General features: G+C 61.6%; 21 protein-coding genes. 5 read left to right on the top strand and 16 right to left on the bottom strand.

Annotation, left to right across the window (positions count from 1 at the left end; all coding sequences use genetic code 11):
- Nucleotides 1-21 precede the first annotated feature (21 nt).
- From D8U82_RS24155 to D8U82_RS24125, 7 genes are all read right to left on the bottom strand, one after another.
- A complete protein-coding gene (locus tag D8U82_RS24155; RefSeq protein WP_130903139.1) occupies nt 22-1,131 on the bottom strand; it encodes a hypothetical protein in 1,110 nt (369 codons plus the stop codon).
- A complete protein-coding gene (locus D8U82_RS24150; RefSeq protein ID WP_130887426.1) occupies nt 1,121-4,705 on the bottom strand; it encodes a toxin VasX in 3,585 nt (1,194 codons plus the stop codon). The genes D8U82_RS24155 and D8U82_RS24150 overlap by 11 nt, the downstream gene beginning before the upstream one ends.
- Nucleotides 4,702-5,568, bottom strand: a complete 867-nt coding sequence (locus D8U82_RS24145) for a DUF4123 domain-containing protein (protein ID WP_130887427.1) — start codon at nt 5,566-5,568, stop codon at nt 4,702-4,704. The genes D8U82_RS24150 and D8U82_RS24145 overlap by 4 nt, the downstream gene beginning before the upstream one ends.
- A complete protein-coding gene (gene tssI / locus D8U82_RS24140) occupies nt 5,565-7,568 on the bottom strand; it encodes a type VI secretion system tip protein TssI/VgrG (RefSeq protein ID WP_130903138.1) in 2,004 nt (667 codons plus the stop codon). The genes D8U82_RS24145 and tssI overlap by 4 nt, the downstream gene beginning before the upstream one ends.
- 153 nt (nt 7,569-7,721) lie before the next feature.
- Nucleotides 7,722-8,648 carry a zinc-binding alcohol dehydrogenase family protein gene (locus D8U82_RS24135; RefSeq protein WP_130903137.1) on the bottom strand — a complete coding sequence of 309 codons (927 nt, stop codon included), beginning with the start codon at nt 8,646-8,648 and terminating at the stop codon, nt 7,722-7,724.
- 31 nt (nt 8,649-8,679) lie between these two features.
- The gene (locus D8U82_RS24130; RefSeq protein WP_073471384.1) at nt 8,680-8,853 is read right to left on the bottom strand and encodes a DUF1427 family protein; all 174 of its coding nucleotides are present in this window, start codon (nt 8,851-8,853) and stop codon (nt 8,680-8,682) included.
- 210 nt (nt 8,854-9,063) lie between these two features.
- Complete coding sequence (locus tag D8U82_RS24125; RefSeq protein WP_130903136.1) at nt 9,064-9,831, bottom strand: helix-turn-helix transcriptional regulator; 768 nt, start codon at nt 9,829-9,831, stop codon at nt 9,064-9,066.
- A gap of 147 nt (nt 9,832-9,978) precedes the next feature.
- Between D8U82_RS24125 and D8U82_RS24120 the strand changes: the two genes are divergently transcribed.
- The gene (locus D8U82_RS24120) at nt 9,979-10,206 is read left to right on the top strand and encodes a DUF6555 family protein (protein ID WP_016775403.1); all 228 of its coding nucleotides are present in this window, start codon (nt 9,979-9,981) and stop codon (nt 10,204-10,206) included.
- 49 nt (nt 10,207-10,255) lie between these two features.
- Complete coding sequence (locus tag D8U82_RS24115) at nt 10,256-10,528, top strand: hypothetical protein (protein ID WP_130903135.1); 273 nt, start codon at nt 10,256-10,258, stop codon at nt 10,526-10,528.
- Between the two features lie 21 nt (nt 10,529-10,549).
- On the opposite strand, the gene D8U82_RS24110 is transcribed toward D8U82_RS24115, so the two are convergent.
- The 3 genes from D8U82_RS24110 to D8U82_RS24100 all read right to left on the bottom strand — a co-directional run bounded on the left by D8U82_RS24110 (nt 10,550) and on the right by D8U82_RS24100 (nt 12,223).
- Nucleotides 10,550-10,717 (bottom strand): metallothionein, encoded by a 168-nt coding sequence (locus D8U82_RS24110; RefSeq protein ID WP_016775405.1) that lies wholly within the window; start codon nt 10,715-10,717, stop codon nt 10,550-10,552.
- A gap of 564 nt (nt 10,718-11,281) precedes the next feature.
- On the bottom strand, nt 11,282-11,734 hold the full coding sequence (locus D8U82_RS24105; RefSeq protein WP_016775406.1) for a DMT family transporter: 453 nt from the start codon (nt 11,732-11,734) through the stop codon (nt 11,282-11,284).
- Nucleotides 11,735-11,737: 3 nt separating this feature from the next.
- Nucleotides 11,738-12,223, bottom strand: coding sequence for a DMT family transporter (locus D8U82_RS24100; protein ID WP_016775407.1), 486 nt, complete (start codon nt 12,221-12,223; stop codon nt 11,738-11,740).
- A gap of 113 nt (nt 12,224-12,336) precedes the next feature.
- Here D8U82_RS24100 and D8U82_RS24095 point away from each other — a divergent pair, with 113 nt between their 5' ends.
- Nucleotides 12,337-13,272, top strand: coding sequence for a LysR family transcriptional regulator (locus D8U82_RS24095; protein ID WP_130903134.1), 936 nt, complete (start codon nt 12,337-12,339; stop codon nt 13,270-13,272).
- A gap of 134 nt (nt 13,273-13,406) precedes the next feature.
- Here D8U82_RS24095 and D8U82_RS24090 read toward each other — a convergent pair whose 3' ends face one another.
- On the bottom strand, nt 13,407-15,089 hold the full coding sequence (locus tag D8U82_RS24090) for a methyl-accepting chemotaxis protein (RefSeq protein ID WP_016775408.1): 1,683 nt from the start codon (nt 15,087-15,089) through the stop codon (nt 13,407-13,409).
- A 201-nt stretch (nt 15,090-15,290) separates the two neighbouring features.
- Nucleotides 15,291-16,607, bottom strand: coding sequence for a Na+/H+ antiporter NhaC family protein (locus tag D8U82_RS24085; RefSeq protein ID WP_056791374.1), 1,317 nt, complete (start codon nt 16,605-16,607; stop codon nt 15,291-15,293).
- Nucleotides 16,608-17,078: 471 nt separating this feature from the next.
- Between D8U82_RS24085 and D8U82_RS24075 the strand changes: the two genes are divergently transcribed.
- A complete protein-coding gene (locus D8U82_RS24075) occupies nt 17,079-19,226 on the top strand; it encodes a methyl-accepting chemotaxis protein (protein WP_016775410.1) in 2,148 nt (715 codons plus the stop codon).
- Between the two features lie 200 nt (nt 19,227-19,426).
- Here the strand turns inward: D8U82_RS24075 and D8U82_RS24070 are convergent, their stop codons facing one another.
- The 4 genes from D8U82_RS24070 to D8U82_RS24055 are packed head-to-tail and all read right to left on the bottom strand — an operon-like array spanning nt 19,427 to nt 22,028.
- The gene (locus tag D8U82_RS24070) at nt 19,427-20,740 is read right to left on the bottom strand and encodes a sensor histidine kinase (protein ID WP_130903132.1); all 1,314 of its coding nucleotides are present in this window, start codon (nt 20,738-20,740) and stop codon (nt 19,427-19,429) included.
- Nucleotides 20,737-21,405 (bottom strand): response regulator transcription factor, encoded by a 669-nt coding sequence (locus D8U82_RS24065; RefSeq protein ID WP_110603823.1) that lies wholly within the window; start codon nt 21,403-21,405, stop codon nt 20,737-20,739. Before D8U82_RS24065 ends, D8U82_RS24070 begins: the two co-directional genes overlap by 4 nt.
- Nucleotides 21,406-21,408: 3 nt before the next feature.
- Nucleotides 21,409-21,720: a PepSY domain-containing protein gene (locus D8U82_RS24060; RefSeq protein ID WP_016775413.1), complete on the bottom strand. Its 312-nt coding sequence runs from the start codon at nt 21,718-21,720 to the stop codon at nt 21,409-21,411.
- Nucleotides 21,720-22,028: a PepSY domain-containing protein gene (locus tag D8U82_RS24055; protein ID WP_110603822.1), complete on the bottom strand. Its 309-nt coding sequence runs from the start codon at nt 22,026-22,028 to the stop codon at nt 21,720-21,722. Before D8U82_RS24055 ends, D8U82_RS24060 begins: the two co-directional genes overlap by 1 nt.
- 280 nt (nt 22,029-22,308) lie before the next feature.
- Here D8U82_RS24055 and D8U82_RS24050 point away from each other — a divergent pair, with 280 nt between their 5' ends.
- On the top strand, nt 22,309-23,388 hold the full coding sequence (locus tag D8U82_RS24050; RefSeq protein WP_130887433.1) for a patatin-like phospholipase family protein: 1,080 nt from the start codon (nt 22,309-22,311) through the stop codon (nt 23,386-23,388).
- Nucleotides 23,389-23,465 lie beyond the last annotated feature (77 nt).

Below are 23,465 nucleotides of genomic sequence, written 5' to 3'. Positions count from 1 at the left end.
GAACCTGCCTGCACCGTCCAGTCAGCCCCGCCTGCAAACCTCAGCGAAAATCTGCGTAATCGGCCGATGCGGCTGGCGCTTGTGCATCCGCCGCACTTGTTCACTCAGTCGCAACAACTCTTCACTGGGCTTGGCCCATTGCTCTTCGGGCAGCGGCTCGGACCATGCACGCATGACTTCCGGCAGCGCCTGCTTGCCGATTCTTTCCAGACGGCGCACTTCCCATTCGACCAAACGGTTTGGAATCGTCCATAAAGTCATGACGTGATACAGGTACCAAAAAAATCCCGACAGCGGCGAGCGGCGGCCTTCACGGATCTGCTGATGCATTCGCGCGCGGGCATTGCGGAAAGTGTGCAGGCCTTCGTGGGGCGGGTCGTCCGGGCCTTGCAGGTCTTGCAGGTCCTGGACCAATTTGAGGTCGTTGACTTCGTACTCCATGTAACCGCGAATCGCTTCCCAATGGCTGATCGCGAGCTCCAGGCCGGCGCATTGGAATTCCTGGCTTATGAGATTTTCACCTTGGTAGAAACCGATGCCCATGCCGTATTGGCGATGGATGCCGAACTGGGTGGCGCCCTTGGCTTCGATGATCCACGCGCTGAGCGACTCCCACGGGACAAAGACCGGCTCGGTGGCGCCTTCGGGCATGAAGCAGACTTCGCGGCGTTGGCGGTTGAAGCGGGTTGGGATGAGGGAGAGACGTTTTTTGTGGTGGTGATGCCAGACACCAATACCGATGAGCAAGATCAAGGGACCGCAAATTAATTCATTTTCCAACCCCACTTCGAATATTCCAACCATTGATTCCCAAATCGCCTCGTTTCCATAGCCAAAAAGAATCCCTAGCAAGCCCGTGAACAAAGGAAATAAAACGAGAACCATAAAAGTTCCTGCGGTCGTCCCGCCGAGAATCAACTGCCACGTAAATGCCTCTGGCAATCCGAGACCAAAGTCCATGTAACCTTGGTTCAATTCCCCGATGTGAGGCCCATAAGGTGGTATAGGTGCTGGCAATGGCAAAGGTGATAGATAGGTAATTTTCCCGCTTGGGAACGGCTCAATATCGCCCGCTTTTTTAATCCCCTCATATTCCGAACTGGAAAGAGGATTACTGCGATTATTCAGCATGGTCAGCCCATTCGAGATAGTGAGTTTCTACCAGTAGAACCGGAGGGTTCTCCTTGACCGAACCCGGAACTACTACAGCAAAATGGCCGGTATCCCGGGGGGCGATATGAATCACACGAGTTCGTGACTCCGACTCGCCTTTGCCATTGACGGTCTGGATACATATGGCAAGTTCGAGCGTTTCCTTTGCAGGCGTATAGTCAGAATCGGGACGGATTGGGTACTGAAGACAAAGCACCAAACCATCTGGTGATGACTTCACGATTCGCAGACTGCTCAATATCTCGTCACTGATGACTTCCTTGCGCACTTCCGGCACACCGCGACCGTACAGCGGTGCGACAAGTCGATGGGCACCGATTCCCAAGCGTTGACTCGGTTTACCGTTTAACGGTGGGAGAAGATCATTTAGCGCCAGCCTCGGCAGAACCAAATGAATATCACTGGGTTTGGCGCCAAATAATAAAGTCTTCAGCCAGGTGTCACTGGGATCAGGTCCTGATTGGGCGTAGGGAGCGTGTATCAAAAATGCCAGATAATTTTGATAGTCATCCAGGGAGTGGTCACCGCGCATCTCTTCATCACGGCTCCAGGGCGTGATTTTCAACCACTTGTCGTGGGCAGAAAGATTGTACCGATTGAACAGCCATGTCCCGGCGAACTCTAGCACCGTGAACAACGCACCAGCCAAATTGAATCGAAAAAATACAGTAGAAAGACGTGTGCCAGCGGCGGCCCAAGCAGTTGCTCGCGCCGAACGGTTCGGTGCAGTTAATATTTTAATGGTGGCAGATACTGTATTACCAAACCCGTAGCCACTAGTCGCAATCATGCCTGCCGCGCCCGAGGTCGCCATCGCAGCTGCTCTCTGCTCAGATTGAGTGCCACTTCGAACCGCGTCTTGCCACTTTCGATCTTTTATTCTGAAGCTGGTTAAGGAAGTTCTCAAACTCAAAAGATAGGTAAACATGCCCAACCCAACATGCAACTTTCCCATCTGCACATGAACCTGTTGCAGCGCCTCAACCTGCATACCGGCAATAAGACTCGCGCTTCGAGCCTTGAGCGCTGTATCGGCAAGCCCTTGCGCAGCGGTAAATCCGGCTGCGCCTGTCGCGATAATGGCAGCAAAAAAATCCGCCCGTTTCTTCCTGTCCCTCGTCTGCTTCATCACCTCTCGATAAGCCCCCACCAAATTCACCACCTGCACCAACACCACCAACAACCCCATCCCCTCCGTCCGCACCAGACTCGCCTTCGAAACGCCCGCCACCCCCGCGCGAATATTCTCCAGCAACCCGCGCAATTCCCCGTGCTGCGCCGGCGGAAACACCACCGTCACGCCCGCTTTCGCCGGTGTGGCGCCATACAGTCGTGCCGAGCGATCAGGTAATTCATCAATCGGGCTTAACGCTGCCGCCAGTCTTCCTTCGAACACGGCCAGTTGCGTGCGCACGCGGACGATTTCCTGCTGCAATTCCACCGCCCGGGCGCTTTTGTGGCCCTGGCGGTTTTTGTTGTGGGTGAGCTGGTTGCGTTCGCGGTTGAGGGTTTTCAAGTAGTCGCGCTCGCGCAGCACTTCCTTGATCGTGGCTTGCAGCGCCGATTGCTCCGCCGGGGTGGACACAGTGAAGGTCACGCCGCTGGTTCGCGCGGCGTCGAAGACGCGCAGGCGCAGGGCTTTGGGCAAGCGCTGGAACAGCTCGTCGAGGTCGGGGATTTTCTCGCCGGCAAGATCGAAGCCTTCCAGCGCCCGGCTCAGGCCGAGGTTCAGCGCCGGGCTGTAGGTGTCTTGCACGGCATCGGCGAGGACGCGGCTGTGTGCCGGCAGATCGTCGAGGGCAGGAAGCTGTGGCTGCTCGATGCGCTGCAATTTGGCCAGCCAGTCCGGCAGGTTGTTGAACATCGCCATGCCGGCGTTGAACAGCGTTGAATATTGCCCGGCCTGTTCGCTCTGCAAGCGCAGCGGCAAGGTGTAGAACAGCGGGCGGGTCAGTTGCGGGTGTTGCTCGAGGTAACCAAGCATTTGTTCGTTGGCCGCGTCGCTGCGGCCGATGTCCTTGAGGCAGGCGTATTCGCTGGCGAAAGCCTGATCGATCTGCAGTTGGCCGTCGAAATACCACGCCGAGCGATGGAAACGCCCGGCGCACAGCAGTTGCGCGCGGTCGGCGGTGATGCGTTCGAGCAGGCGATTCCAGCGTCCCAGGTTGTCGCGATGACTGTTCAGCACCTCGTCCATGGCCGGACGGTCGATCAGGTCGTTGATGCCGCGTTTGCCGCTGAGCAGCGGGCCGTCGAGCACGTCTTTCATGCGCCGACTCTGATCCTTGCCGAGCTCGACCAGTGTGCTCAGGTGACGCTCGACGAAATCGGCCGGGGCCACTTCGAGAAAATATTCACGGGTGTAAAAGCGTCGGTCCGCCTCGGCGGTGACGCGAGCGTGCGCGGTGAAATCCGGGGCAACGCCGTCGAAACGGTTCAGCGCCAATGACTCGTCCAAAGCCTTTTCGCGCTGTTGCTGCAGTTCAGGTCGAGCCTGGGTATCGGTCGGGACAACCTCACCACCCTTGTTCAAATAGTCGAGCAGCGCCTGCCGGGTATTTTCCCGATCCGGCTCGGGCAATTGCTCCAGTTCAGCGAACAATGCCTGGGCGCGCGGATCGTCGCTGGCCTTGGCCAGGGTGTCGAAATCCTGAGCGCCCAACTGGCTCAGCGACTCGATGTAACTGGCCAGCAGATAGTCGCGCTCGTTGTTGTCGGTGTTGCTCCACTGCTCGATCCAGCCGACCACCAGGTCCTGATAATCAGCCAGATCGCGCATCACGCCGAGGTCGTCGTTGACCAGCAGAAACAGCGTGTCGTCCTGATATGGTCCGCGCACCCGCCCGAGAAATTCGCCGATATGCGCCTCGCGAAAACGTCGCGGATTTTCCCACAAATAAGGTTCTCGCTCATGCTCCGGCGCATCGCTGACCTGCACCGTCGGCATCCGCGTGGCGTCTGCCTCGGCCAGCGGTTTCGCTGTGCAGGCCACTTCCGCCAGCCACTGTTTGGCCTGGGCCACGGTGAGCAGATGCTCGCCGCCGATCAGACAATGCACCGGGCCGAGATCGACCGCCTGCATGAAGTGCTCGCGCTCCTCCGCGCTGTCCAGCACCTGTCGGCACTTCGCCGCGCTCAACTGCACGTCGGCGAAGGTCACGTAGAGGGTGCTTTTGCGCGAGAAGATCAAAGCCGGACGTTCCTCGATGGCGCTGCGCTGATCCTCGCTGACGCTTTTGCCGCGATGCAGCAATGCGCTGATGACACCTTCCAGCACGCGGTATTCAAAGAGCTCGCCGCTGAGGCTGTCGACGATGTACAGCCAACCGTCGCGCAGGCGGCGGATGCCCATGGGACGCGTGGTCAGGATGTAAGGCAGCGTGATTTCGGTGCTGGGGTCGAAGGGTTTTTCCACCAGGCCGTACGCAAGGGGCAGCAGTTGCACGTGGGTGTTGCGCAAGGGGCAGGCGGCGGGACCTATGATCGGGGCTTTGGACGCGGCGGCTGCCGCAAGGTCGGCGGGATGGTTCATGGTCGGACTCTTTCAGACGCCCATTGGCGGGCCATTGAAACGGCCAGCGTCAAGCGCTCACCGATCGGTTGCAGGGAGGGCTCGTGTAGCAAGTGCTGGATCTGCGGATGCTCATCCGGATCAGCGCCGTTGAGAGAGGCGACAAGGTTGGCGAAGTAAAGCCATTCCGATTGGCTGCTCAGGCCGAGCGCGCTGGCTTTTGCCTCGATTTGTTCCAGAAGCATCCAACGTTCAGCGATGGTTTCCCCGGTATGAAACCGGGGAAAATATTCAAGCAAATACGCATCGACTTGTAGCAACACCCGCCGCCGATCCACCCGATCCAACGCGGCATCCTGCTCGGCGCTCAACCGAAACGGCGCCACGAGCGCCCCACCCTGCCCGTGCCGAGGTCGCTGACAGTGCCAGACTTGCCGCGCGCCATCCGCCGTGACCACGCACCCCAGCGGCCCGAACAGACTCGCATCGCCGCTGGCAAACAGCGCCTGCGCTACGGCGGCATCCGCCAGCCGCAACAACACCGGCGAGCCGACCGGCAACTCGACGATCAGCAACTGGCGCAAATGCGCGACGATTTCATGCGCCGGCGCGGCGCTGAACAGCAGCACGCCCCATTCCTGTTGGGCGTGCTGGCGATAAAACCGCGCCACCGGATCGTCAGCGTCAGCGAGCGCCACCAGCAGCGGCGATACGTCACGCAGGGCCGAAAACGGTGGCTGGTCGTACAGCGCAAAAGCGTTGGCGGCGGGGTCGAGCCTTCGCAGTTGCGCCGGCAAATCGGCGATCGTCGCACCATCGAGCAGCACAAACGCCCGCTGCTCAGCCCACGGCAAACCTTCAGGCCAATCCGTCAAAAGGCTCATGCCTGGGCTGCCTCGCAGATCAGGCAACGCGAGGTCCGGGTGGTCAGCAGCGCATGCCGTTGCTGCACGGCATCGAACGTCGCCTTGAGCAACGGCGCAGCCCCCGGCAGCAAGGGTTCCGCTGGCAGACACACCGTCGGCGCCCCGCCCTGCACCACCGGCACACTGCTGAAAATGCCGGCGGCGCCGACCGTCAGCCAATGCCCGCCAGCAGCCAGGGTGATCTGCAGGCCGCTGTTGAAAACCACCTGCTCGCCCGCGCCGAAATGCAGCTGCTGCGCGGCACTGACGCGCTGGCTGGCGACCCGCACATGCTGCTCGCCCTGCACCCACAGATGATCGTCCTGCTTGAGTTCAGTCAGGCGGTTGCCGTGGGTCAGGTGATGTTCTTCGTCGCGCAACTCAAGGCTGGAAACGCCGCCAATCACTTGGCTGTGCAGGTTGTCGATCTGCACACGCAAGTCGTTGAGCACGTGCTGCACCAAGTCGCGCTGCGCCCTGATGGAGATTTCTTCCGCGCCTTGCCGGTCCTCGATGCGCAGCTCGTTGTAACCACCGCCGCCGGGGCTGCTCTGGCTGCGCCAGATACTGCGCGTCTGTTGCGCCGGCAGTTCCAGTGGCACCGGGGTTTCGGCGTTGGGCAGGCAGGCGAGCACATACGGTTTGTCGGGATCGCCATCGGTGAACCCCACTAGCACTTCCATACCGACGCGAGGAATCTGCACGCTGCCGTAGCGGTCATGCGCCCAGGCGGTGGCCACGCGCAGCCAGCAACTTGACTGTTCATCACGCTGGCCGTCGCGATCCCAGAGCATTTGCACTTTCACGCGCCCGTAGGCATCGCTGTAGATTTCTTCGCCGGGCGGGCCGGTCACCACCGCCAGCTGACTGCCGCTGACGCGCGGTTTGACATGCCTGAGCTGCGGGCGAAACACCACGGCCCACGGTGTCGCGACGAAATGGTTGCGATAGCCCTGACTGAAACCATCTGCGTCAGCCTGCTCGGTGAACGCTTCCTCGAGCACTTGCGGCTGTTTGCCGATGTGCTCGACCTCGGTCAGCAACCATAAATCGTTGCAGTCGGCGCGCGAGTAATCCGCCATGGTCATGAAACTGCCGCCGCGCATCAGCGCCTGATTGCTGCGCCCGTTAGCCAGACGATAGTCGGCACCATGGCGCTCAAGCGCACGCTGGCTGAGGTGCTTGCCGCGCTCGCGGTGGGTGAACTGCCCGGGAAACTCATAATCTTCCAGCAGCGGAACCCGCGCTGCACTGACCTTGGCGTCCAACTGCACTGCGGGCTTTTCGAAGTGATAGTCGCGGCGCTCGACGAGGTTGGAGCGTGGCTCCAGGCGCACAGTGAACTGGTCGATAACCGGCGCATCGGCAACCAGGCCGTTGCCCTGCAAATAGCGCGTCTTCACGTCGTGTTTGAGGAACGCCGTTTGATCGTCGCCGAACACCAACAGGTGCGCCTCACGGCGGTGGCGGAAGTGAAAGTGCAGGCCCTCCTCTTCGCACAGCCTCTGAATGAAGTGCAGATCGGATTCCTGGTATTGCACGCAATACACCCGCGCCGGGTACTCGGCGCTGAGCTGAAAATGCCAGGCATCGGCCTGCATACCGTGATCGCCCAGCACATTGGCGATGATCTGCGGCACGCTCAGGTTCTGGAAAATCCGCTGATTGCGCCGATACGCGAGGTAGGCAAGGTGTGGCGCCAAGGTGATCTGGTAACGGCTCAGCCGAACACCGCAATCACCCTGGCCGACCCGATAGACCAGCCCGTGCATGCCGCTACCGTCGGCACCGAAACAGAGAAAGGCCGGCCGATGCAGTAAGCCTTCGAGATCCAGATCGGGGCGCTCGCTGACCAGCTCGAGATCCAGTTCGTAGGTCTGGTTGAGCACTTCCCGGGTGCGAAAACCGAACACTTGAAGATCGTGGGAAACGCCTTCTATCTCGAGAGTGAAAACAACGGGCCTGCCAGCGATGCGCATCCACCTGTCCCTGTGTCTGAGTGAAAGACGGGACTGTGCAACGGTGCACTGCAATGGGTGAAGTCAGACCTTTCCCTGTTTTGCCGGCCTGCGAGCGAAAAGGACATGGCCCACAGAGAAACGGCCGGGATCCTACGGAAATGATCCCGGATCCTATGCCTTTCCCCCTGCATAGCGCGCCGGCCCTTCAGCCAGTGGCACCTCCACCAGGCCCTGCGGCAGTGGCAAGCGATCCTCATCGAAGAAGCGCCCGAACTGCTCGAGCATCGCCGCGCACGCCTCAACGCCGTACAACAACGAGTTGATCCCGACCACCGAGCCGCCCTTGCGATACAGCGCCAGCGCCGGCAATTGCACGTGGCCGTCGACCGGCGCGGCGATGATGGCGATGCGGCCGAAGGTGGCCAGTGCCGCCACCGAGGCCGGTAGCCAGAAACCGGTGGTGTCGAAGATCACATCGGCGCCGCCGCGATACACCGCGTTGACCTGGGCACCGAGGTCTTCTGGCTTATCCAGTTGAATCGTCTGATAGCCCTGCTGCTGCAGATCGGCGACCTGCTCGGGCCGGCGCGCCGCCGCCAGCAATTGCGCGCCGCGCACTTTTGCCAGGGCCAAAGCCGCCGTGGCCACCGCCCCGCCGCCAATCACCAGCAAACGCGTATCGGCGCTGACCAGGCTGCGTTCCAGCGCATCCCACGCCGTGGTGTACGGCACGCCAAGGCTGGCCGCCTGAGCAAAACTCAAATGCGCCGGTTTGTGCGCCACGCCGCTGGCCGGCAATTTGACGAATTGCGCATGGGCGCCGTCGGCGAAGAAGCCCAGCTCGCGCCCGGTACCCCAGACTTCCTGACCGATCAACGCTTGCGGCCCCTCGACCACCACCCCGGCAAAATCCCGCCCCGGAATCCGTGGCAGCGTGGTGTAAGGAAAACGCCCGAGGACGTTTTTCACATCGCTGGGATTGAGGCCGGCAGCCTTGATCTGCACCAGCACTTCATCGGCGCCGGGCACCGGGGTCGGAACGTCGACGAAACGCAGGGAAGACAGGTCGCCGGTCTGATCGAATTGCAACGCTTTCATGGGCACATCCACCGAAAGGAAAAGGGAAAATTCAGGACAACCAGCCAGCGACCAGTTGCCGGCCCAGCGGCCACAACTGCTCACCGGCCAACATGCCGAGCAGACCGACCAGCGCGATCGCCGGTGGTGCGGGAGAACGGAAATCGAGCGCGCCGTAGAGCAGGCCGACGCCCAGGCCGATGGCCAGAGAAATGAGGTAGTTCATGGGGGAACTCCGCCGCGATAAGTGATGGGCAGAGTCTAGGGAAACGGGCGGAGCGGTATCGGCCAAGGACTTCTGAATTTCGGACAAACCTTCTGCAGCCGCCATAGAACCGTGTGGGAGCGAGCCTGCTCGCGAATGCGGTCTTCCAGTCAAAACTTCATTGCCTGGTGCAAAGCTTTCGCGAGCAGGCTCGCTCCCACCGGGATCTGTTCAAGTTGCCGAGAATTGCGAAGGCGCCACCCCCAGCTCTCGGCGAAACATGTCGCTGAAGCTGCTCGGTGAATAACCCAGGTCGCGAGCAATGACGCTCACCGCCACGCCCTGAATCAACGCTGCCGCCGCCGTCGCCAGCTGCACCTGGCGCCGCCATTCGGCGAAGCCCATGCCGAGGCTGTCCTTGAACAGCCGCGCCAGCGTACGCACGCTGGCCCCGGCGTTCTGCGCATGCTGCTCGAACGGGATCTCCAGCGACGGCGCGGCCATCACGGCCTGACACAGATTCATCAGACGCCGGTCGGACTCATCCGGCAGCGGAATCTTCAGTTGCGAACGCCTGGCCCGGCGCAGTTCCAGCAACGCCAGCCCGACCAGTGCCTCGTAATACTCGGCCTCGCCGGCATCGCCCTGCGCCACCAGCCCGACGATCAACTCGCGCAGCAACCCGCCGACTTCGATCACCTGAACCGTCGCATCCAGGGTCGCCGCCAGCGCCGGGCGCAGGTAGATATTGCGCATCTGCAAATCCGACACCACACGAATCCCGTGCGGCACTCCCGGCGGCAACCACACCGCCCGCTGCGGCGGCACCACCAGCGCTTCGTGCGGGGTTTCGACCCACATCACCCCGCTCATCGCATACAGCAACTGCCCCCAGACATGCTCGTGCGGCTCGATGAACAAACCACGCGGATAGGTTCGCGCCAGCGGTTGCACGGGCACATCGGTGTCGGTCAGATCAGGGGGCGCGGCGAGGGCCATGGCGAGCGTTCACAGGGGGGTTGGCGAAGCCGCATTGGTAACCAGCCTGCCCCGCCCTCGCCAACGATAGCTACCGTCGGACAATCCGAATGAATTTTCCCGGCACAGCGCGATCCGTTTAATACCACAGGGAGGAATTCGGGCTTTATGAACAACGCAAAACTTTACGTCATCGACTACACGCTGCATGGCACCCCCAAGTCGTTCATTATCCGCTCGGACAAAATGGACAACGCCGAAGCCTGGCATTGGGCAAGCTGCGACGCGGGCGTGGGTCGCATCCCGCGCTTCGGCCGCGAGAAAGTGCAAAAGACCAGCAAACCGATGGCAGAAAAATTCGGCCTGGAAAACGTCACCTGGCGCCAGACCAACTGACCCCACCGCCTTCACCGCAGGCTTGGCAATCGACAGGGGGAATCGACCGATGACCGACCTTTATCACCCGGCCCGACTGGACTACGGCCTGACCACCTTCTTCGGCCAGATCACCAAAACGGTGAATTGCCAAGTCGCACTGGAAACGGTCGCGGATGACCCTTATCGCTTCACCTTGTGCGTCCAGGCACCGGTACCGGAAGACCTCCACCAAGCCAAGGTTGTGGTGGTCAAGGTCGAAGGGCGAACACTGCAAGGCACGGTGAGGCACTTTGAGCGACAGGAAGACGACAGTCTGAAAATGGAAGTGGAGCCTGATTAGGCTCCACTTTTTTTTCCGCGCTTATTTCGGATGAGCGCAACCGCAACCCTTCATCGCACACTCTTCACCGTGTTTGTGGTGATGAGCGCAAGCCTCGCAGCAATAGTGTTTGCCGTGCACAGCGTAGGAATGTTCGCCTTCTTTGATCGTGCAGTTGCAGCCCGGGCAGTCGCATTTTTTATCGGACATGGGACAGACTCCTTGCGTGGTGGTTGTCTGAGGCTTGCGAGCAAGCCATATGGGACAGTGTAGAAGGTGGTGTTGCAGGCTGGCCAACTGTTGAGAGATTGGGCGACGCAGAGATGGCTTTCGCGAGCAGGCTCGCTCCCACAGAACAACTGCGCGCAGCACAGACCTGCGCAGACATCAAAAGCCCCTCACCCTAGCCCTCTCCCGGAGGGAGAGGGAACTGACCGAGATGATTGCGAGAAACCCGCCGACGTGGAATACCGAGTCGAACGCAAATTTTGAAAAGCCCGAAAATCGGCCCCCTCTCCCCCGGGAGAGGGCTGGGGTGAGGCGCGAATCCCAGCACAAAACCAAAGCCAGACACCACCCGCTCCTAACCACTCAAAACAATGAGCGCAAGCTCGAGTACCGCTTTTGATCTTGATCTCAGAGCCCGTCGGCAGGCTGAGTGGAGGGATTGATCCGGACGTGCGAGCGCAGCGACCGAACGACGCAGTCGTACACAGCGCAACCGCCAGAAGCAACACCCGCAGCAACGGATATGTACACAGTCATACAAATAAATCACTGCGCCTGCCGCGAACTCCGATACATAAACACCAAAGCCACCGCCAGACACACCATCGCCAGCATCCGGCTCGGAGACAAGCCGATCGCCGGATTCCCCAACCAGCCAAAATTGTCGATCAACATCCCCATCCCCAACTGCCCGACAATCACCGCCACCGTCGCCACAGCCGTCCCGACCACCGGCACCGCACCCACCATCACCATCATGTACACCACGCCGAACAGCGCCCCGGTCAACTGCCACTTCGGCACCTCAAGCAGACTCACCGCCTGCGCCGGCTCGAAAAACAGAATCAACAACCCGGTCACCACCGCGCCCACCGCAAAGGTCAGCAGACTGGAGCGCAGCACACCGACCGTTTCACCCAGACGCCCATTGATCGCGGCCTGCACACTCAACACCGCACCGGCCAATACCACCACCGCCAACAAAATCACCAGACCCATCACTCACCCCCGCGCAATCAGAACCAAAGCCACCACAATCAAGCCCAACGCCAGCCAGCGCTCGCCGTTGACCTTCTTGCGCGTCGCGCCGAACCAGCCGAAATGGTCGATCAGCACACTCTTGCCGACCTGACCGGACAAAATCGCAATCATCGTCATGGCGATGCCGATATGCGGCGTCGCCAGCGTCAGCACCACCACGTAGATCGGCCCGAGAAACCCGCCGATCAACTGCCAGCGCGGCAACTCGGTCAGTGCCGGGCCTTTCTGTGGGCCGGCGAACAGCAAGAGCAAAAACAGAATCGCCGAACCCACGCCGAAGATGCTCAAAGTCGCCCACAAATGCCCGACCTGCTCACCCAGCGGCCCCAGCAATCCGGCTTCTACCGATAAGCCCATGCCAGCGAGAATCACCAGCGGCAGCAACAGCAGACGCAACACCGACCTTTTTACCGGTGCAGCAACCACCCCTTCATCCAACGTCTGCATACATCACCTTCCACGCTCAAAAACAATGGCGCGGATTATCGGCTGGCGCCGCTGTGCGATAAATGGGAGCATCCGGACAACACTTTTGCGCAACACGCACAGCGAGACAAGGCATGCACGGGCTCAACGAACTCGGATTCAAAGCGTTAAGGCTGTTTGTAGCGGTCCTCGACCACGGCAGTTTTTCCGAAGTCGCCCGCCGCGAAGGGGTCGCGCCCTCCTCCATTTCACGGCAGATCCAATTGATGGAGCAGGCGCTCAACCAGCAATTGCTCTACCGCCACACCCGCGCCGTCACCCCGACTGAAGCCGGGCGCACGCTCGGGCACCATGCGCGGTTACTGCTGGTGCAATTGGAAGAAGCCGAACAGGCGTTGCAGGAACAGCAAAGCGAACCCACCGGACTGGTGCGCATCAACGCCCCGGTGGTGTTCGGCCAGCGCCATCTGACGCCTTGGCTGGGCGAGCTCTGCGCGCGTTATCCGAAGCTGCAACTGGATATCCAGCAAACCGACCATTACGTCGACCCGCTACAGGAAGGCGCCGACCTGCTGTTTCGCATCGGCGCGCTGCACGATTCAAGCATGCAGGCACGAATTGTGGCGCCGCACCGTTTTCAGGTCGCGGCCAGCCCGGCCTATCTCAAACTCCATGGCACGCCGCAGCATCCCGACCAACTCGCGCAACATCAGTGCCTGGCCTACAAAGGCGCGGCCGGTCAGCAGCGCTGGTTTTTCCGCCGTGATGGCGAGGACTGGACGCCGTACACGGTCAGAGGCCCAATCACCGGCAACCACGCCGACACCCTGACCCAGGCCGCCCAGCAAGGCTTAGGGCTGGTGATGTTTCCGTCGTGGCTGATTGGCGAAGCGGTACGCGAAGGCACGCTGGTGCCGGTCCTGAGGGAGTATCAGGTGTCGAACAGCCTGGAACCGCAGCAGATCGCCGTGCTGTGGCCGGGGAGCCGACGGCTATCGGTGAAGGTGAGGACGGTGATTGATTTTTTTGTCGAGTGCTTTGGCGAAGTGCCCTATTGGGACAGACCTTAAGCCCCACACAAATCCAATTGTGGGAGCGAGCCTGCTCGCGAATACGGTCCGTCTGATATCAGAGCAGCGTCTGATACACAGCTTTCGCGAGCAGGCTCGCTCCCACAGGGTTTATGCAGGGCTCCAGAATTGCGTCAGATACGGAACTGCCCCACCAGCTTGCCCAACCGCTGCCCCAGCTCCGCCAGACTGCGCGACGTTTGCGCGCCCAGTTGCGTTTCATCGGCGACGCTGTCCACCGCCACGGCAATCTGATGCACGCTGCGGTTGATCTCTTCGGCCACCGCCGTCTGCTCTTCCGCTGCGCTGGCGATCTGCGCGTTCATCGAGTTGATCGTCGCGATCAACTGCGCCATGGCATCCAGCGATGCACCGGCCTGATTGGCTTGCTGGGACGTGCCATCGCCGGCCTCGCTGGAACGCCGCATGGCTTCGACCGCCTGTTGCGTGCCGGCCTGCAAGCGGTCGATCATGCCCTGGATTTCCTGGGTGCTGATCTGCGTGCGGCTGGCCAGTGCGCGTACTTCGTCGGCGACCACCGCAAAGCCACGACCGGCCTCACCGGCACGTGCCGCTTCGATCGCGGCGTTGAGCGCCAGCAGGTTGGTCTGCTCGGCAATCGAACGGATCACCCCAAGCACGCCGACAATCGAACTGACGTCCTGCTGCAAGCTGTCCAGCGACACGCCGCTGTTGCGGATATCGTCGACCAGCGCATGAATCTGCTTGATGCTGCCCGCCACCACGCGCTTGGCGCTCTGGCCTTCTTCGTCGGTCTGCTGCGCGGCGACGGCGGCGTTTTGCGCGCTCTTCGCCACTTCCTGGGCGGCGGCGGACATTTCGTTGATCGCCGTGGCGACCTGATCGGTTTCGTGGCGTTGACGCTCCATCGCCTGATCGGAACGCTGCGCCTGTTCCGAGACCTGAGTAACCAGCCCGGTCAGTTGCGTGGTCATCTCGGTGATCTGCCGAACCAGGCCGTGGATCTTGTCGACGAAGCGGTTGAACGAGCCGGCCAGTTCGCCGAGTTCGTCCTGGCTGGTGATGTTCAGGCGCCGGGTCAGGTCGCCCTCGCCTGCCGCGATGTCGTCGAGGTTGGCTTTCATCAGGGTCAGCGGGCGCAGAATGGTGTTGGCCAGCAGCATGCCCGCTGCCGCGATCACCAGCAGCACCAGCACCGCGACGCCGACAATGCTCAGCACCACGCCTTGCACGCGCTCCTGCACTTGCGCCTCGACCTGCGCCACTTGCGCTTCAATGCCGTCGAGGTTGACCGAAGTACCGACCGCCATGTCCCACTTCGGCAGGTATTCGGTGTAGCCGAGTTTCGGCACCAGCACCTTGGCGTTGCCCGGCAGCGGCGAGCTGTATTGCAGATAGTGAGTGCCGTCCTTGGCCACTTTGACCAGGCCGAGGTTGACGTAGACGCCGTTCGGATCGCGGTTGTCCTTGAAGCTTTTGCCCACGCCGTCGGGGTCGTTGGCCTTGAACAGGCGCACGGTCTCGGAGTCGTAGCCGAAGAAGTAGCCGTCCTTGCCGTAGCGGATGCCCGAGAGCAATTTGATCGCCTGCGCCCGCGCCGCGTCGTCGCCCGGTGCGGCGGCGTCGTAAAGCGGTTTGATCGTGGTCATGGCCACGGCGACGTAACTTTGCAGGGTGGCCTTGGCGTCGCTGAGCAGCCGCTCGCGGGTCTGTTCGACCTCCTTACGCGCCTGTTCCTGGAGGATGAACAGCGTGGTCACGCTGATGACCAGCGCAAAGAGCAGCACCGGCAGAACGGCAAGGGACAGGACTTTAGCCTTGAGACTCAGGCGCATCGGGGGACTCACTCTTTTGATTTTGTTGGCGTGGTTAAAGGCTTTAACGGCACGCCGGAGCAAAAGTTGAGTCTTGAAACATCGCCGCCCCCCCTGTGGGAGCGAGCCTGCTCGCGAAAGCGTTGGCTCAGCAACCTGTGTGTCGACTGACACGACGCCTTCGCGAGCAGGCTCGCTCCCACATGGGGCAGTTGTGGATTCTTACAGAACCATCGCCGCCACCCAGCCAAACACCAGCAGCGGCAGGTTGTAGTGCAGGAAGGTCGGTACGACGGTGTCCCAGATGTGGTGATGCTGGCCGTCGATGTTCAGACCCGAGGTCGGGCCGAGGGTCGAGTCCGAGGCCGGCGACCCGGCATCGCCCAGCGCGCCGGCAGTGCCAACGATGCAGACGATGGCGATCGGGCTGAAGCCCAGTTGCACGCACAACGGCACGAAAATCGCTGCGAGAATCGGCACGGTGGAGAACGACGAACCGATGCCCATGGTCACCAGCAAGCCCACCAGCAGCATCAACAAAGCCCCGACGCCTTTGCTGTGATTGATCCAGGCCGCCGACGATTCGACCAGCGTCTGCACCTGCCCGGTGGCCTTCATCACCTCGGCAAAGCCTGAGGCGGCGATCATGATGAAGCCGATCATCGCCATCATTTTCATGCCTTCGGTGAACAGATCATCGGTCTCGCGCCACTTGACGATGCCCGACACCGAGAAAATCAGAAACCCGACCAGAGCGCCGATAATCATCGAGTCCAGCAGCAACTGCACCACGAATGCCGAAGCGATGGCCACACCGGCGATCATCAGGCTCAGCGGGTTGTAGTGCACCGCCGTCTGCTCGACCTGTTCGATTTTGGCCAGGTCATAAACGCGCTTCTTGCGATAGCTGATGAACGCGATCGCCAGGCCGAAAACCATGCCCAGTGCCGGAATGCCCATGGCGTGGGTGACATTGATGCCGCTGATGTCGACGCCGCTGCGGGCGACGTTGGCCAGCAGGATTTCGTTGAGGAAGATGTTGCCGAAGCCCACCGGCAGAAACATGTACGGGGTGATCAGGCCGAAGGTCATGACACAGGCGATCAGACGGCGATCGAGTTGCAGCTTGGTCAGTACATATAGAAGTGGCGGCACCAGCAGCGGGATGAATGCAATGTGAATCGGCAGAATGTTCTGCGAGGCAATCGCCACCACCCACAGCAGGCCGATCAGCAGCCATTTGACGTTACCGCCGCCGGTTGCATGCTGCCGATCCACCATGGCCAGGGCCTTGTCGGCCAGCGCATGGGCCAGGCCCGACTTGGCAATCGCCACGGCGAAAGCGCCGAGCAAGGCGTAGGACAGCGCCACGGTCGCGCCGCCGCCCAGACCGCTGTTGAACGCCTTGAGTGTTGCGTCGATGCCCAGACCGCCGGTCAGGCCACCGACCAGCGCCCCGACGATCAGCGCGATCACCACATGCACGCGCGACAGGCTGAGGATCAGCATGACGCCGACGGCTGCTATGACTGCATTCATTTCACTACCTCAAAAAACACTGCGGGTGAAAACACACCGCCAGACAGGATGAGTCCGCCCGGGGTTGGCCGGCGGAGGTGTACAGAGGGTCTTGTTAGAGGGCGCGCACTGTGCCGCAGAGTGGCGGCGCTGTCAAAGCCCCGTGGCGAGGGGATTGATCGTTCCCACGCTCTGCGTGGGAATGCAGCCCGGGACGCTCCGCGTCCCTTCCAGAGCCGAACGCGGAGCGTCCGTTGAGGCATTCCTTTGCTGCGCGTGGGAACGATCATAACCCTACACGCAAATGTCACGTCTGCTTCGCAGCCGAACGGGGATAAATCCCCTCGCCACAGGACCACAGGACCACAGGACTACAGGACTACAGGCCCCGCATGCGGCAATCGGTCATATTGCGCTCACGGCATAAAGAAAGCCGAAACGCGGCCGCTACAGTGCAAAGTCTCAGATATTTATCGGATAAGGATGTTTTCCATGTCGCTCAGACAACTTTCCATCCAATGGAAAATCACCCTGCTCGCCGGCCTCTGCCTGGCCGGTATCGTGACCCTGTTGGTCGGTCTTTCGCTGTATCGCATGGAACACAGCTCGGCGCTGGTCAAGGCCTCGAGCATGGAGATGCTCACCGAGTCGGCGCAGGCGCGGATCGAATCGCAAGGTGAAGTGCAGGCTGCCGGCATTCGTCAGCAATTCATGGACGCCTATCAGTACGGCCACGGTTTCTCGCGGCAGGTGCTGTTTTTGCGTGAGCAGGCCGAGAAGCGTTTTCTCGATGCCTTCGATCTGCGCGAGGACATGACCCGTCAGGTCAAATCCGCGCTGCAAGCCAACCCGGACCTGCTCGGCCTGTCGCTGGTGTTCGAGGCCAACGCGCTGGACGGCAAGGACGAACTGTTCGCCGATCAGGCTGAACTGGGCAGCAACGACAAGGGCCGTTTCGCCCTTTACTGGTCGCAGCCGACCCCGGGCAAAGTCACCTCGATGGCGCTGCCGGAAAGCGACATGAGCGACACCAGCACCGGCCCCAGCGGTCAGGCCGCCAACGCCTGGTTCACCTGCCCGCGCACCACGCTCAAACCGTGTGTGATCGAGCCGTACTTCTATGTCATCGACGGCCACAAAGTGCTGATGACCAGCATCGTCTTCCCGCTGCAGGTCAACGGCAAAGTCATCGCCTCGCTGTCGGTCGACATCAATCTCAACAGCCTGCAAGCGATCAGCCAGAACGCCAGCCGCAAACTGTATGACGGTCAGACCGCCGTCAGTATTGTCAGCCCCGCCGGCCTGCTCGCCGGTTACAGCCCGGATGCCGGCAAACTCAGCCAGCGCCTGGATGCGGTGGATCAGGCCAGCGGCAGCGAGTTGCTGCGCCTGCTCGCCGCGAGCACTGGCGTGAGCAGCCTGCACAGCAACGGCCAGTTGAAAGTGCTGTCGCCGTTCCAGCCGATTCCCGACGGACCGGCGTGGGGCGTGTTGCTCGATGTGCCGGAGAAAGTCCTGGTCAGTCGCGCCGAAGCGCTCAAACAGCAACTGGATGCGAGCAATACCTCGGGCACACTGATCGAACTGAGCCTGGGCCTGCTCGCCGCGCTGATCGGCCTGCTGCTGGTGTGGCTGATGGCGCGCAGCGTGACCAAGCCGATTCTCGGTGTGGCGCACATGCTTGAAGACATCGCCAGCGGCGAAGGCGACCTGACCCGGCGTCTGGCCTATGACAAGCAGGACGAACTGGGCCAATTGGCCGGTTGGTTCAACAAGTTCCTCGACAAGTTGCAGCCGATCATTGCCGAGGTAAAACGCTCGGTGCAGGACGCGCGCAACACTGCCGACCAGTCCTCGGCCATCGCCACTCAGACCAGCGCCGGCATGGAGCAGCAATATCGCCAGGTCGATCAGGTCGCCACCGCGTCCCACGAAATGAGCGCCACTGCCCAGGACGTTGCACGCAGCGCCGCGCAGGCCGCCGAAGCTGCCAAGGACGCCGACCGCGCCACGCGTCAGGGCCTGACCGTGATCGACCGCACCACCGCAAGCATCGACACCCTCGCCGCCGACATGAGCGCAGCGATGGTTCAGGTCGAAGGGCTGGCTGCGAACAGCGAGAAGATCGGCACGGTGCTGGAAACCATCCGCGCCATCGCCGAGCAGACCAACCTCCTGGCGCTCAACGCCGCCATCGAAGCCGCCCGCGCCGGTGAGGCCGGACGCGGTTTTGCCGTGGTCGCGGATGAGGTGCGCAACCTTGCGCGCCGCACTCAGGAGTCGGTGGAAGAAACCCGCCAGGTCATCGAGCAATTGCAGAACGGCACGCAGGAAGTGGTCGGCTCGATGGGCAACAGCCATCGTCAGGCCCAGGGCAGCGTTGAGCAGGTGGGCCAGGCCGTGACGGCGCTGCGGCAGATCGGCGATGCGGTGACGGTGATCAGCGACATGAACCTGCAAATCGCCAGTGCTGCCGAAGAGCAGAGCGCGGTGGCTGAGGAGATCAATAACAACGTGGCGACGATTCGCGATGTGACCGAATCGCTGTCCGGACAGGCGAACGAGTCGGCGCGGGTCAGTCAGTCACTCAACAGCCTGGCGAATCAGCAGCAGCGGTTGATGGATCAGTTTCGCGTTTGACAAGTGCGGGGTGTCAGTTGCAATCCCCCCTCACCCCAGCCCTCTCCCCCCAAGGGGGGCGACGGGGAAAGGGAGCCGATCTTCATGCCATTCAAGTCCTGAGTTCGACTCGGATTTCAAGTGGGTGCATCTCTCAAGAACAACTCAATCAGTCCCCTCTCCCTCTGGGAGAGGGTTAGGGTGAGGGGCTTTTCAAGGGCTCACCGCCGAGGCAGTTCAATCACCACTTTCAACCCGCCCCACTCGCTTTCGCCCAGCACCAGCAAGCCACCCCAGGTATCGACAATATCCCGCACGATCCCAAGGCCGAGCCCATGCCCGTGGGTCTGCTCATCCAGTCGCGTGCCACGGCTGAACACCTGAGTGCGCTGCTCTTCGGGAATCCCCGGGCCGTCATCTTCCACGCTCAGGGCAAAGCCGTCAGACCTTTCGATCACACTCAAGCGCACCTCGGCATCGGCCCATTTGCAGGCGTTGTCGAGCAGGTTGCCGAGCAGTTCCAGCAAATCCTCGCGGTCCCACGGCAGTTGCAAGCCCGGCGGTGCGACGTAACTCAAGGCCAGATGCTCGCCGTGAATCATGTTCAGCGTCGCCAGCAACCCCGGCAACTCGGCATCGCAATCGAACAACGCGCCGGGCAGCGCATCCCCGGATAACCGCGCGCGATTGAGTTCGCGATTGAGGCGCTGCTGCACCTGTTCCAGTTGTTCCTTGAGAATTTTGCGCAGCTCGGGATGCTCATCGAGCTTGTCGCTGGAGGCCAGGCTGAGCAGCACCGCCAACGGGGTTTTCAGCGCGTGGCCGAGGTTGCCCAAGGCATTGCGCGAGCGCTTGAGGCTGTCTTCGGTGTGGGCGAGCAAGTGGTTGATCTGCGCCACCAGCGGCTCCAGTTCCACCGGCACCTGATCGTCGAGTTGCGAGCGCTGGCCCTGTTGCAACTGAGCGATCTGCTCGCGCGCGCGTTCCAGCGGTTTCAGCGCGCGGCGCACGGTCAGGCGTTGCAGGAACAGGATCAGCAGCAACGCCGCCAGCCCCAGGCCGAGGCCGATCTGGCGCATGCGCTGGAAGCTGTCGCTGACCGGCGTGTAATCCTGGGCGACGCTGATCGAGATCGACTGACCCAGGCGCCGATAGTCCGAGCGCAGTATCAGCAAGCGTTGCCCGCCCGGGCCCAGTTGCAGGTTGCTGTGCAGCCCCGGGTGTTGCAGCAGCGGCAGTTCCTGATCCCACAGCGAGCGCGAACGCCAGTGGCTGTCGGAAAAATCGATGCGAAAGTAATGCCCGGAAAACGGCCGCTGATAGGCCGGCGAGAGATGCCGCTCATCCAATTGCAAACCTTGCGGGCCGCGCACCAGCGCCACCAGCAGGCTTTCGCTGTCGTTGCGCAGGCCGGCTTCGAGGTAGCGCTGCAAACCGACTTCGAACAACCACAGGCTGGTTTGCGCCAGTACCAGACCGACGATCACCATCACACTGATCAAACCCAGGCTCAAACGGCGCTGGATTGATCTCATGAAGCTTGCCCGCCGAACAGGTAACCCTGACCGCGACGGGTTTCGATCACGCTTTTGCCGAGCTTGCGCCGCAGGTGATTGACGTGGACTTCGAGGACGTTGGAGTCACGCTCGGTCTCACCGTCGTAGAGGTGTTCGGCGAGGTGGCTTTTCGAGAGGATTTGTTCCGGGTGCAGCATGAAATAGCGCAGCAGACGGAATTCAGCGGCGGTCAGCTGGATGTCGGCGCCATCGCGAACCACGCACTGGCGGCCTTCGTCCAGATGCAGGCCGGCGGCTTGCAAGGTCGGCTGGTTGGCCTGGCCCTTGGAGCGGCGCAGCAGCGATTGAATGCGCAGGTACAGTTCTTCCGGGTGGAACGGTTTGGTCAGGTAATCGTCAGCGCCGGCCTTCAGCCCTTCGATGCGCTCGGCCCAGGAATCACGCGCGGTGAGGATCAGCACCGGAATCGCCAGACCGGCGGCGCGCCACTGCGCCAACACCTCCAGCCCCGGCACGCCGGGCAGGCCGAGGTCGAGGATGATCAGGTCATAGGGCTCGCTGCTGCCCTGATACACCGCGTCACGACCATCGGCCAGCCAATCCACCGCGTAGCCTTGGCGCTGCAGACCGGCGAGCAATTCGTCGGCCAGCGGTACGTGGTCTTCCACCAGAAGCAAACGCATCGATCAATCTTCCTTGTCTTTGACTAACTCGCCGGTATCGGCCTTCAGGTGCAGCTCGCGCGCCACGCCTTCGACCGTCAGCAATTCGACTTCGTAAATGTACACGTCGTGTTTTTCTTCCAGCTCGACTTCCAGCAGTTTGGCGCCGGGGTAGCGATCCATGGCCTGCTGCAGCACTTGCTCCAGCGGCAGGATCACGCCATCGCGACGCAGGGCCAGCGCCTCGTCCTGATCGAGGTCGCGAGCCATGGCCGTGCTGCACAACAACACCAGCGCCAGCGCCGTCAGGCGGGTGGCGCGACTATTCAGCTTCATTACGTATCCTGATGATCCCTGAGCACTTCACCATCGACGGCGTTCAACTCCAGATCCCACTTCAGCCCTTTCGGGTCGCGCAGTTCGATCTGGTAAATGAACTTGCCGTACTCTTCCTCCAGCTCGGTTTCGGTGATTTCCGAACCGGGGTGTTTTTCCAGGGCGATGGCGTTGAGCTTCTCGAAGGAGACGATAGTACCAGCGTCGCGCAAACGAAGCGCCTCATCGGGTCCGAGATCGCGCGCCAGCGCAGTGTGGGCGCCAAGGCCGAGGATCGAGGCAGTGGTCAGGGCAGTCAGGGTTTTCATGGGTGTCTCCGAATTCTTATATGTTGCTTACGGTGGGCACCATAGCGGGATCAACTTAACTGAAACTGAATGGCCATCATTGTGCCCCTCAGTCCGATCGTTCCCACGCTCCGCGTGGGAATGCCTCAAGGGACGCTCCGCGTTCCAATGGGACGCAGAGCGTCCCCGGCTGCATTCCCACGCAGAGCGTGGGAACGATCTGTACACCGTCGTCGCGGGCCCTCCCACAGGATTCGGCGGTGTGCTTATAATCGCCAGCTTGCTAACGATCGAGACCGGTATGACCGCCATCCACATCAAGTTTCCCGCCCTCACCCTCAAGGCCGGCCCACGGGCCATGGCGCGGATTCGTGCGCAGGGTTTGCACGCCGCGGACGTCGGCACCCTGCCTGGTGCGGCCGGTGGGCCGAAGGCGTTGGGGATTCAGGGGCTCGATCTGGCGTTGTTCGGCGAGTGGCTGCCGAGTGCGCCGCGCGAGCGTTCGCTGATCGGCGCCTCGGTGGGTTCCTGGCGCTTCGCCAGCGCCTGCCTGCCGGACGCCGCCGAGGGCATTCGCCGCCTCGGTGAGCTGTACGCCGAGCAGCATTTCAACAAAGGCGTGAGCATGGCCGAGATCAGCCAGAGCTCGCAGCGCATGCTCAATGATCTGCTCGACGGCCGCGATGCGAGCATCCTCGAAAACGCCGATTACCGACTGAACATCATGGTGGTGAAAAGCCAGGGCCGCCTCGCCGAAGACCATCGCGGGCGCCTCGGTCTGGCGCTGGGTTCGGTGATCGCCGACAACCTGCGCGGTCGTGCACGGCTGTCGCGGCACTTCGAACGGCTGATCATCCACGATCCGCGCCTGGCGCCGCCGCTTGATGCCTTGACCGATTTCCCCTCGCGCTTCGTTGCCCTCAATACCGGCAACCTGCGCCAGGCCCTGCTCGCTTCCGGATCGATCCCGATGGTCATGGAAGGCGTGCGCGACCTGCCCGGCGCCGGCGCGGGTACGTTCCGTGACGGCGGCCTGCTCGACTACCACCTCGACCTGCCCTACAGCGGCGACGGTATCGTGCTCTATCCGCACTTCACCGATCGAGTGATTCCCGGCTGGTTCGACAAGACCCTGCCATGGCGCCGCGCTTCGGTGCAGCGTCTGCAGGATGTGCTGCTGGTCGCGCCGTCGAAGGAATATCTGGCGCGCCTGCCCTACGGCAAACTGCCCGATCGCAACGACTTCAAACGCTTCATGGGCGATGCGCCGAGCCGACAGAAATACTGGCACACGGCGATGGACGAGAGCCGCCGACTGGGCGACGAATTTCTCGAACTGACGGCCAATGGTCGCCTCGCCGAGCGCTTGCTGACCCTTTAGTCAGCACGGCCAAAGACAAGCTGATAAACTCGCCGCCTGCCCGAATCGCTGCGGCGAACGCCATCTGAACAGAGCCG

The sequence above is a fragment of the Pseudomonas sp. Sample_23 genome (assembly GCF_004307595.1).
Lineage (GTDB): Bacteria > Pseudomonadota > Gammaproteobacteria > Pseudomonadales > Pseudomonadaceae > Aquipseudomonas > Aquipseudomonas atacamensis.
This window is presented reverse-complemented; position numbering and strand designations above follow the sequence as displayed.

What these genes read in the sequence shown, in the direction of transcription:
- D8U82_RS24155 (WP_130903139.1), bottom strand. Translation starts at nt 1,131, where the DNA reads ATGCTGAATAATCGCAGTAATCCTCTTTCCAGTTCGGAATATGAGGGG.
- D8U82_RS24150 (WP_130887426.1), bottom strand. Translation starts at nt 4,705, where the DNA reads ATGAACCATCCCGCCGACCTTGCGGCAGCCGCCGCGTCCAAAGCCCCG.
- D8U82_RS24145 (WP_130887427.1), bottom strand. Translation starts at nt 5,568, where the DNA reads ATGAGCCTTTTGACGGATTGGCCTGAAGGTTTGCCGTGGGCTGAGCAG.
- tssI (WP_130903138.1), bottom strand. Translation starts at nt 7,568, where the DNA reads ATGCGCATCGCTGGCAGGCCCGTTGTTTTCACTCTCGAGATAGAAGGC.
- D8U82_RS24135 (WP_130903137.1), bottom strand. Translation starts at nt 8,648, where the DNA reads ATGAAAGCGTTGCAATTCGATCAGACCGGCGACCTGTCTTCCCTGCGT.
- D8U82_RS24130 (WP_073471384.1), bottom strand. Translation starts at nt 8,853, where the DNA reads ATGAACTACCTCATTTCTCTGGCCATCGGCCTGGGCGTCGGCCTGCTC.
- D8U82_RS24125 (WP_130903136.1), bottom strand. Translation starts at nt 9,831, where the DNA reads ATGGCCCTCGCCGCGCCCCCTGATCTGACCGACACCGATGTGCCCGTG.
- D8U82_RS24120 (WP_016775403.1), top strand. Translation starts at nt 9,979, where the DNA reads ATGAACAACGCAAAACTTTACGTCATCGACTACACGCTGCATGGCACC.
- D8U82_RS24115 (WP_130903135.1), top strand. Translation starts at nt 10,256, where the DNA reads ATGACCGACCTTTATCACCCGGCCCGACTGGACTACGGCCTGACCACC.
- D8U82_RS24110 (WP_016775405.1), bottom strand. Translation starts at nt 10,717, where the DNA reads ATGTCCGATAAAAAATGCGACTGCCCGGGCTGCAACTGCACGATCAAA.
- D8U82_RS24105 (WP_016775406.1), bottom strand. Translation starts at nt 11,734, where the DNA reads ATGGGTCTGGTGATTTTGTTGGCGGTGGTGGTATTGGCCGGTGCGGTG.
- D8U82_RS24100 (WP_016775407.1), bottom strand. Translation starts at nt 12,223, where the DNA reads ATGCAGACGTTGGATGAAGGGGTGGTTGCTGCACCGGTAAAAAGGTCG.
- D8U82_RS24095 (WP_130903134.1), top strand. Translation starts at nt 12,337, where the DNA reads ATGCACGGGCTCAACGAACTCGGATTCAAAGCGTTAAGGCTGTTTGTA.
- D8U82_RS24090 (WP_016775408.1), bottom strand. Translation starts at nt 15,089, where the DNA reads ATGCGCCTGAGTCTCAAGGCTAAAGTCCTGTCCCTTGCCGTTCTGCCG.
- D8U82_RS24085 (WP_056791374.1), bottom strand. Translation starts at nt 16,607, where the DNA reads ATGAATGCAGTCATAGCAGCCGTCGGCGTCATGCTGATCCTCAGCCTG.
- D8U82_RS24075 (WP_016775410.1), top strand. Translation starts at nt 17,079, where the DNA reads ATGTCGCTCAGACAACTTTCCATCCAATGGAAAATCACCCTGCTCGCC.
- D8U82_RS24070 (WP_130903132.1), bottom strand. Translation starts at nt 20,740, where the DNA reads ATGAGATCAATCCAGCGCCGTTTGAGCCTGGGTTTGATCAGTGTGATG.
- D8U82_RS24065 (WP_110603823.1), bottom strand. Translation starts at nt 21,405, where the DNA reads ATGCGTTTGCTTCTGGTGGAAGACCACGTACCGCTGGCCGACGAATTG.
- D8U82_RS24060 (WP_016775413.1), bottom strand. Translation starts at nt 21,720, where the DNA reads ATGAAGCTGAATAGTCGCGCCACCCGCCTGACGGCGCTGGCGCTGGTG.
- D8U82_RS24055 (WP_110603822.1), bottom strand. Translation starts at nt 22,028, where the DNA reads ATGAAAACCCTGACTGCCCTGACCACTGCCTCGATCCTCGGCCTTGGC.
- D8U82_RS24050 (WP_130887433.1), top strand. Translation starts at nt 22,309, where the DNA reads ATGACCGCCATCCACATCAAGTTTCCCGCCCTCACCCTCAAGGCCGGC.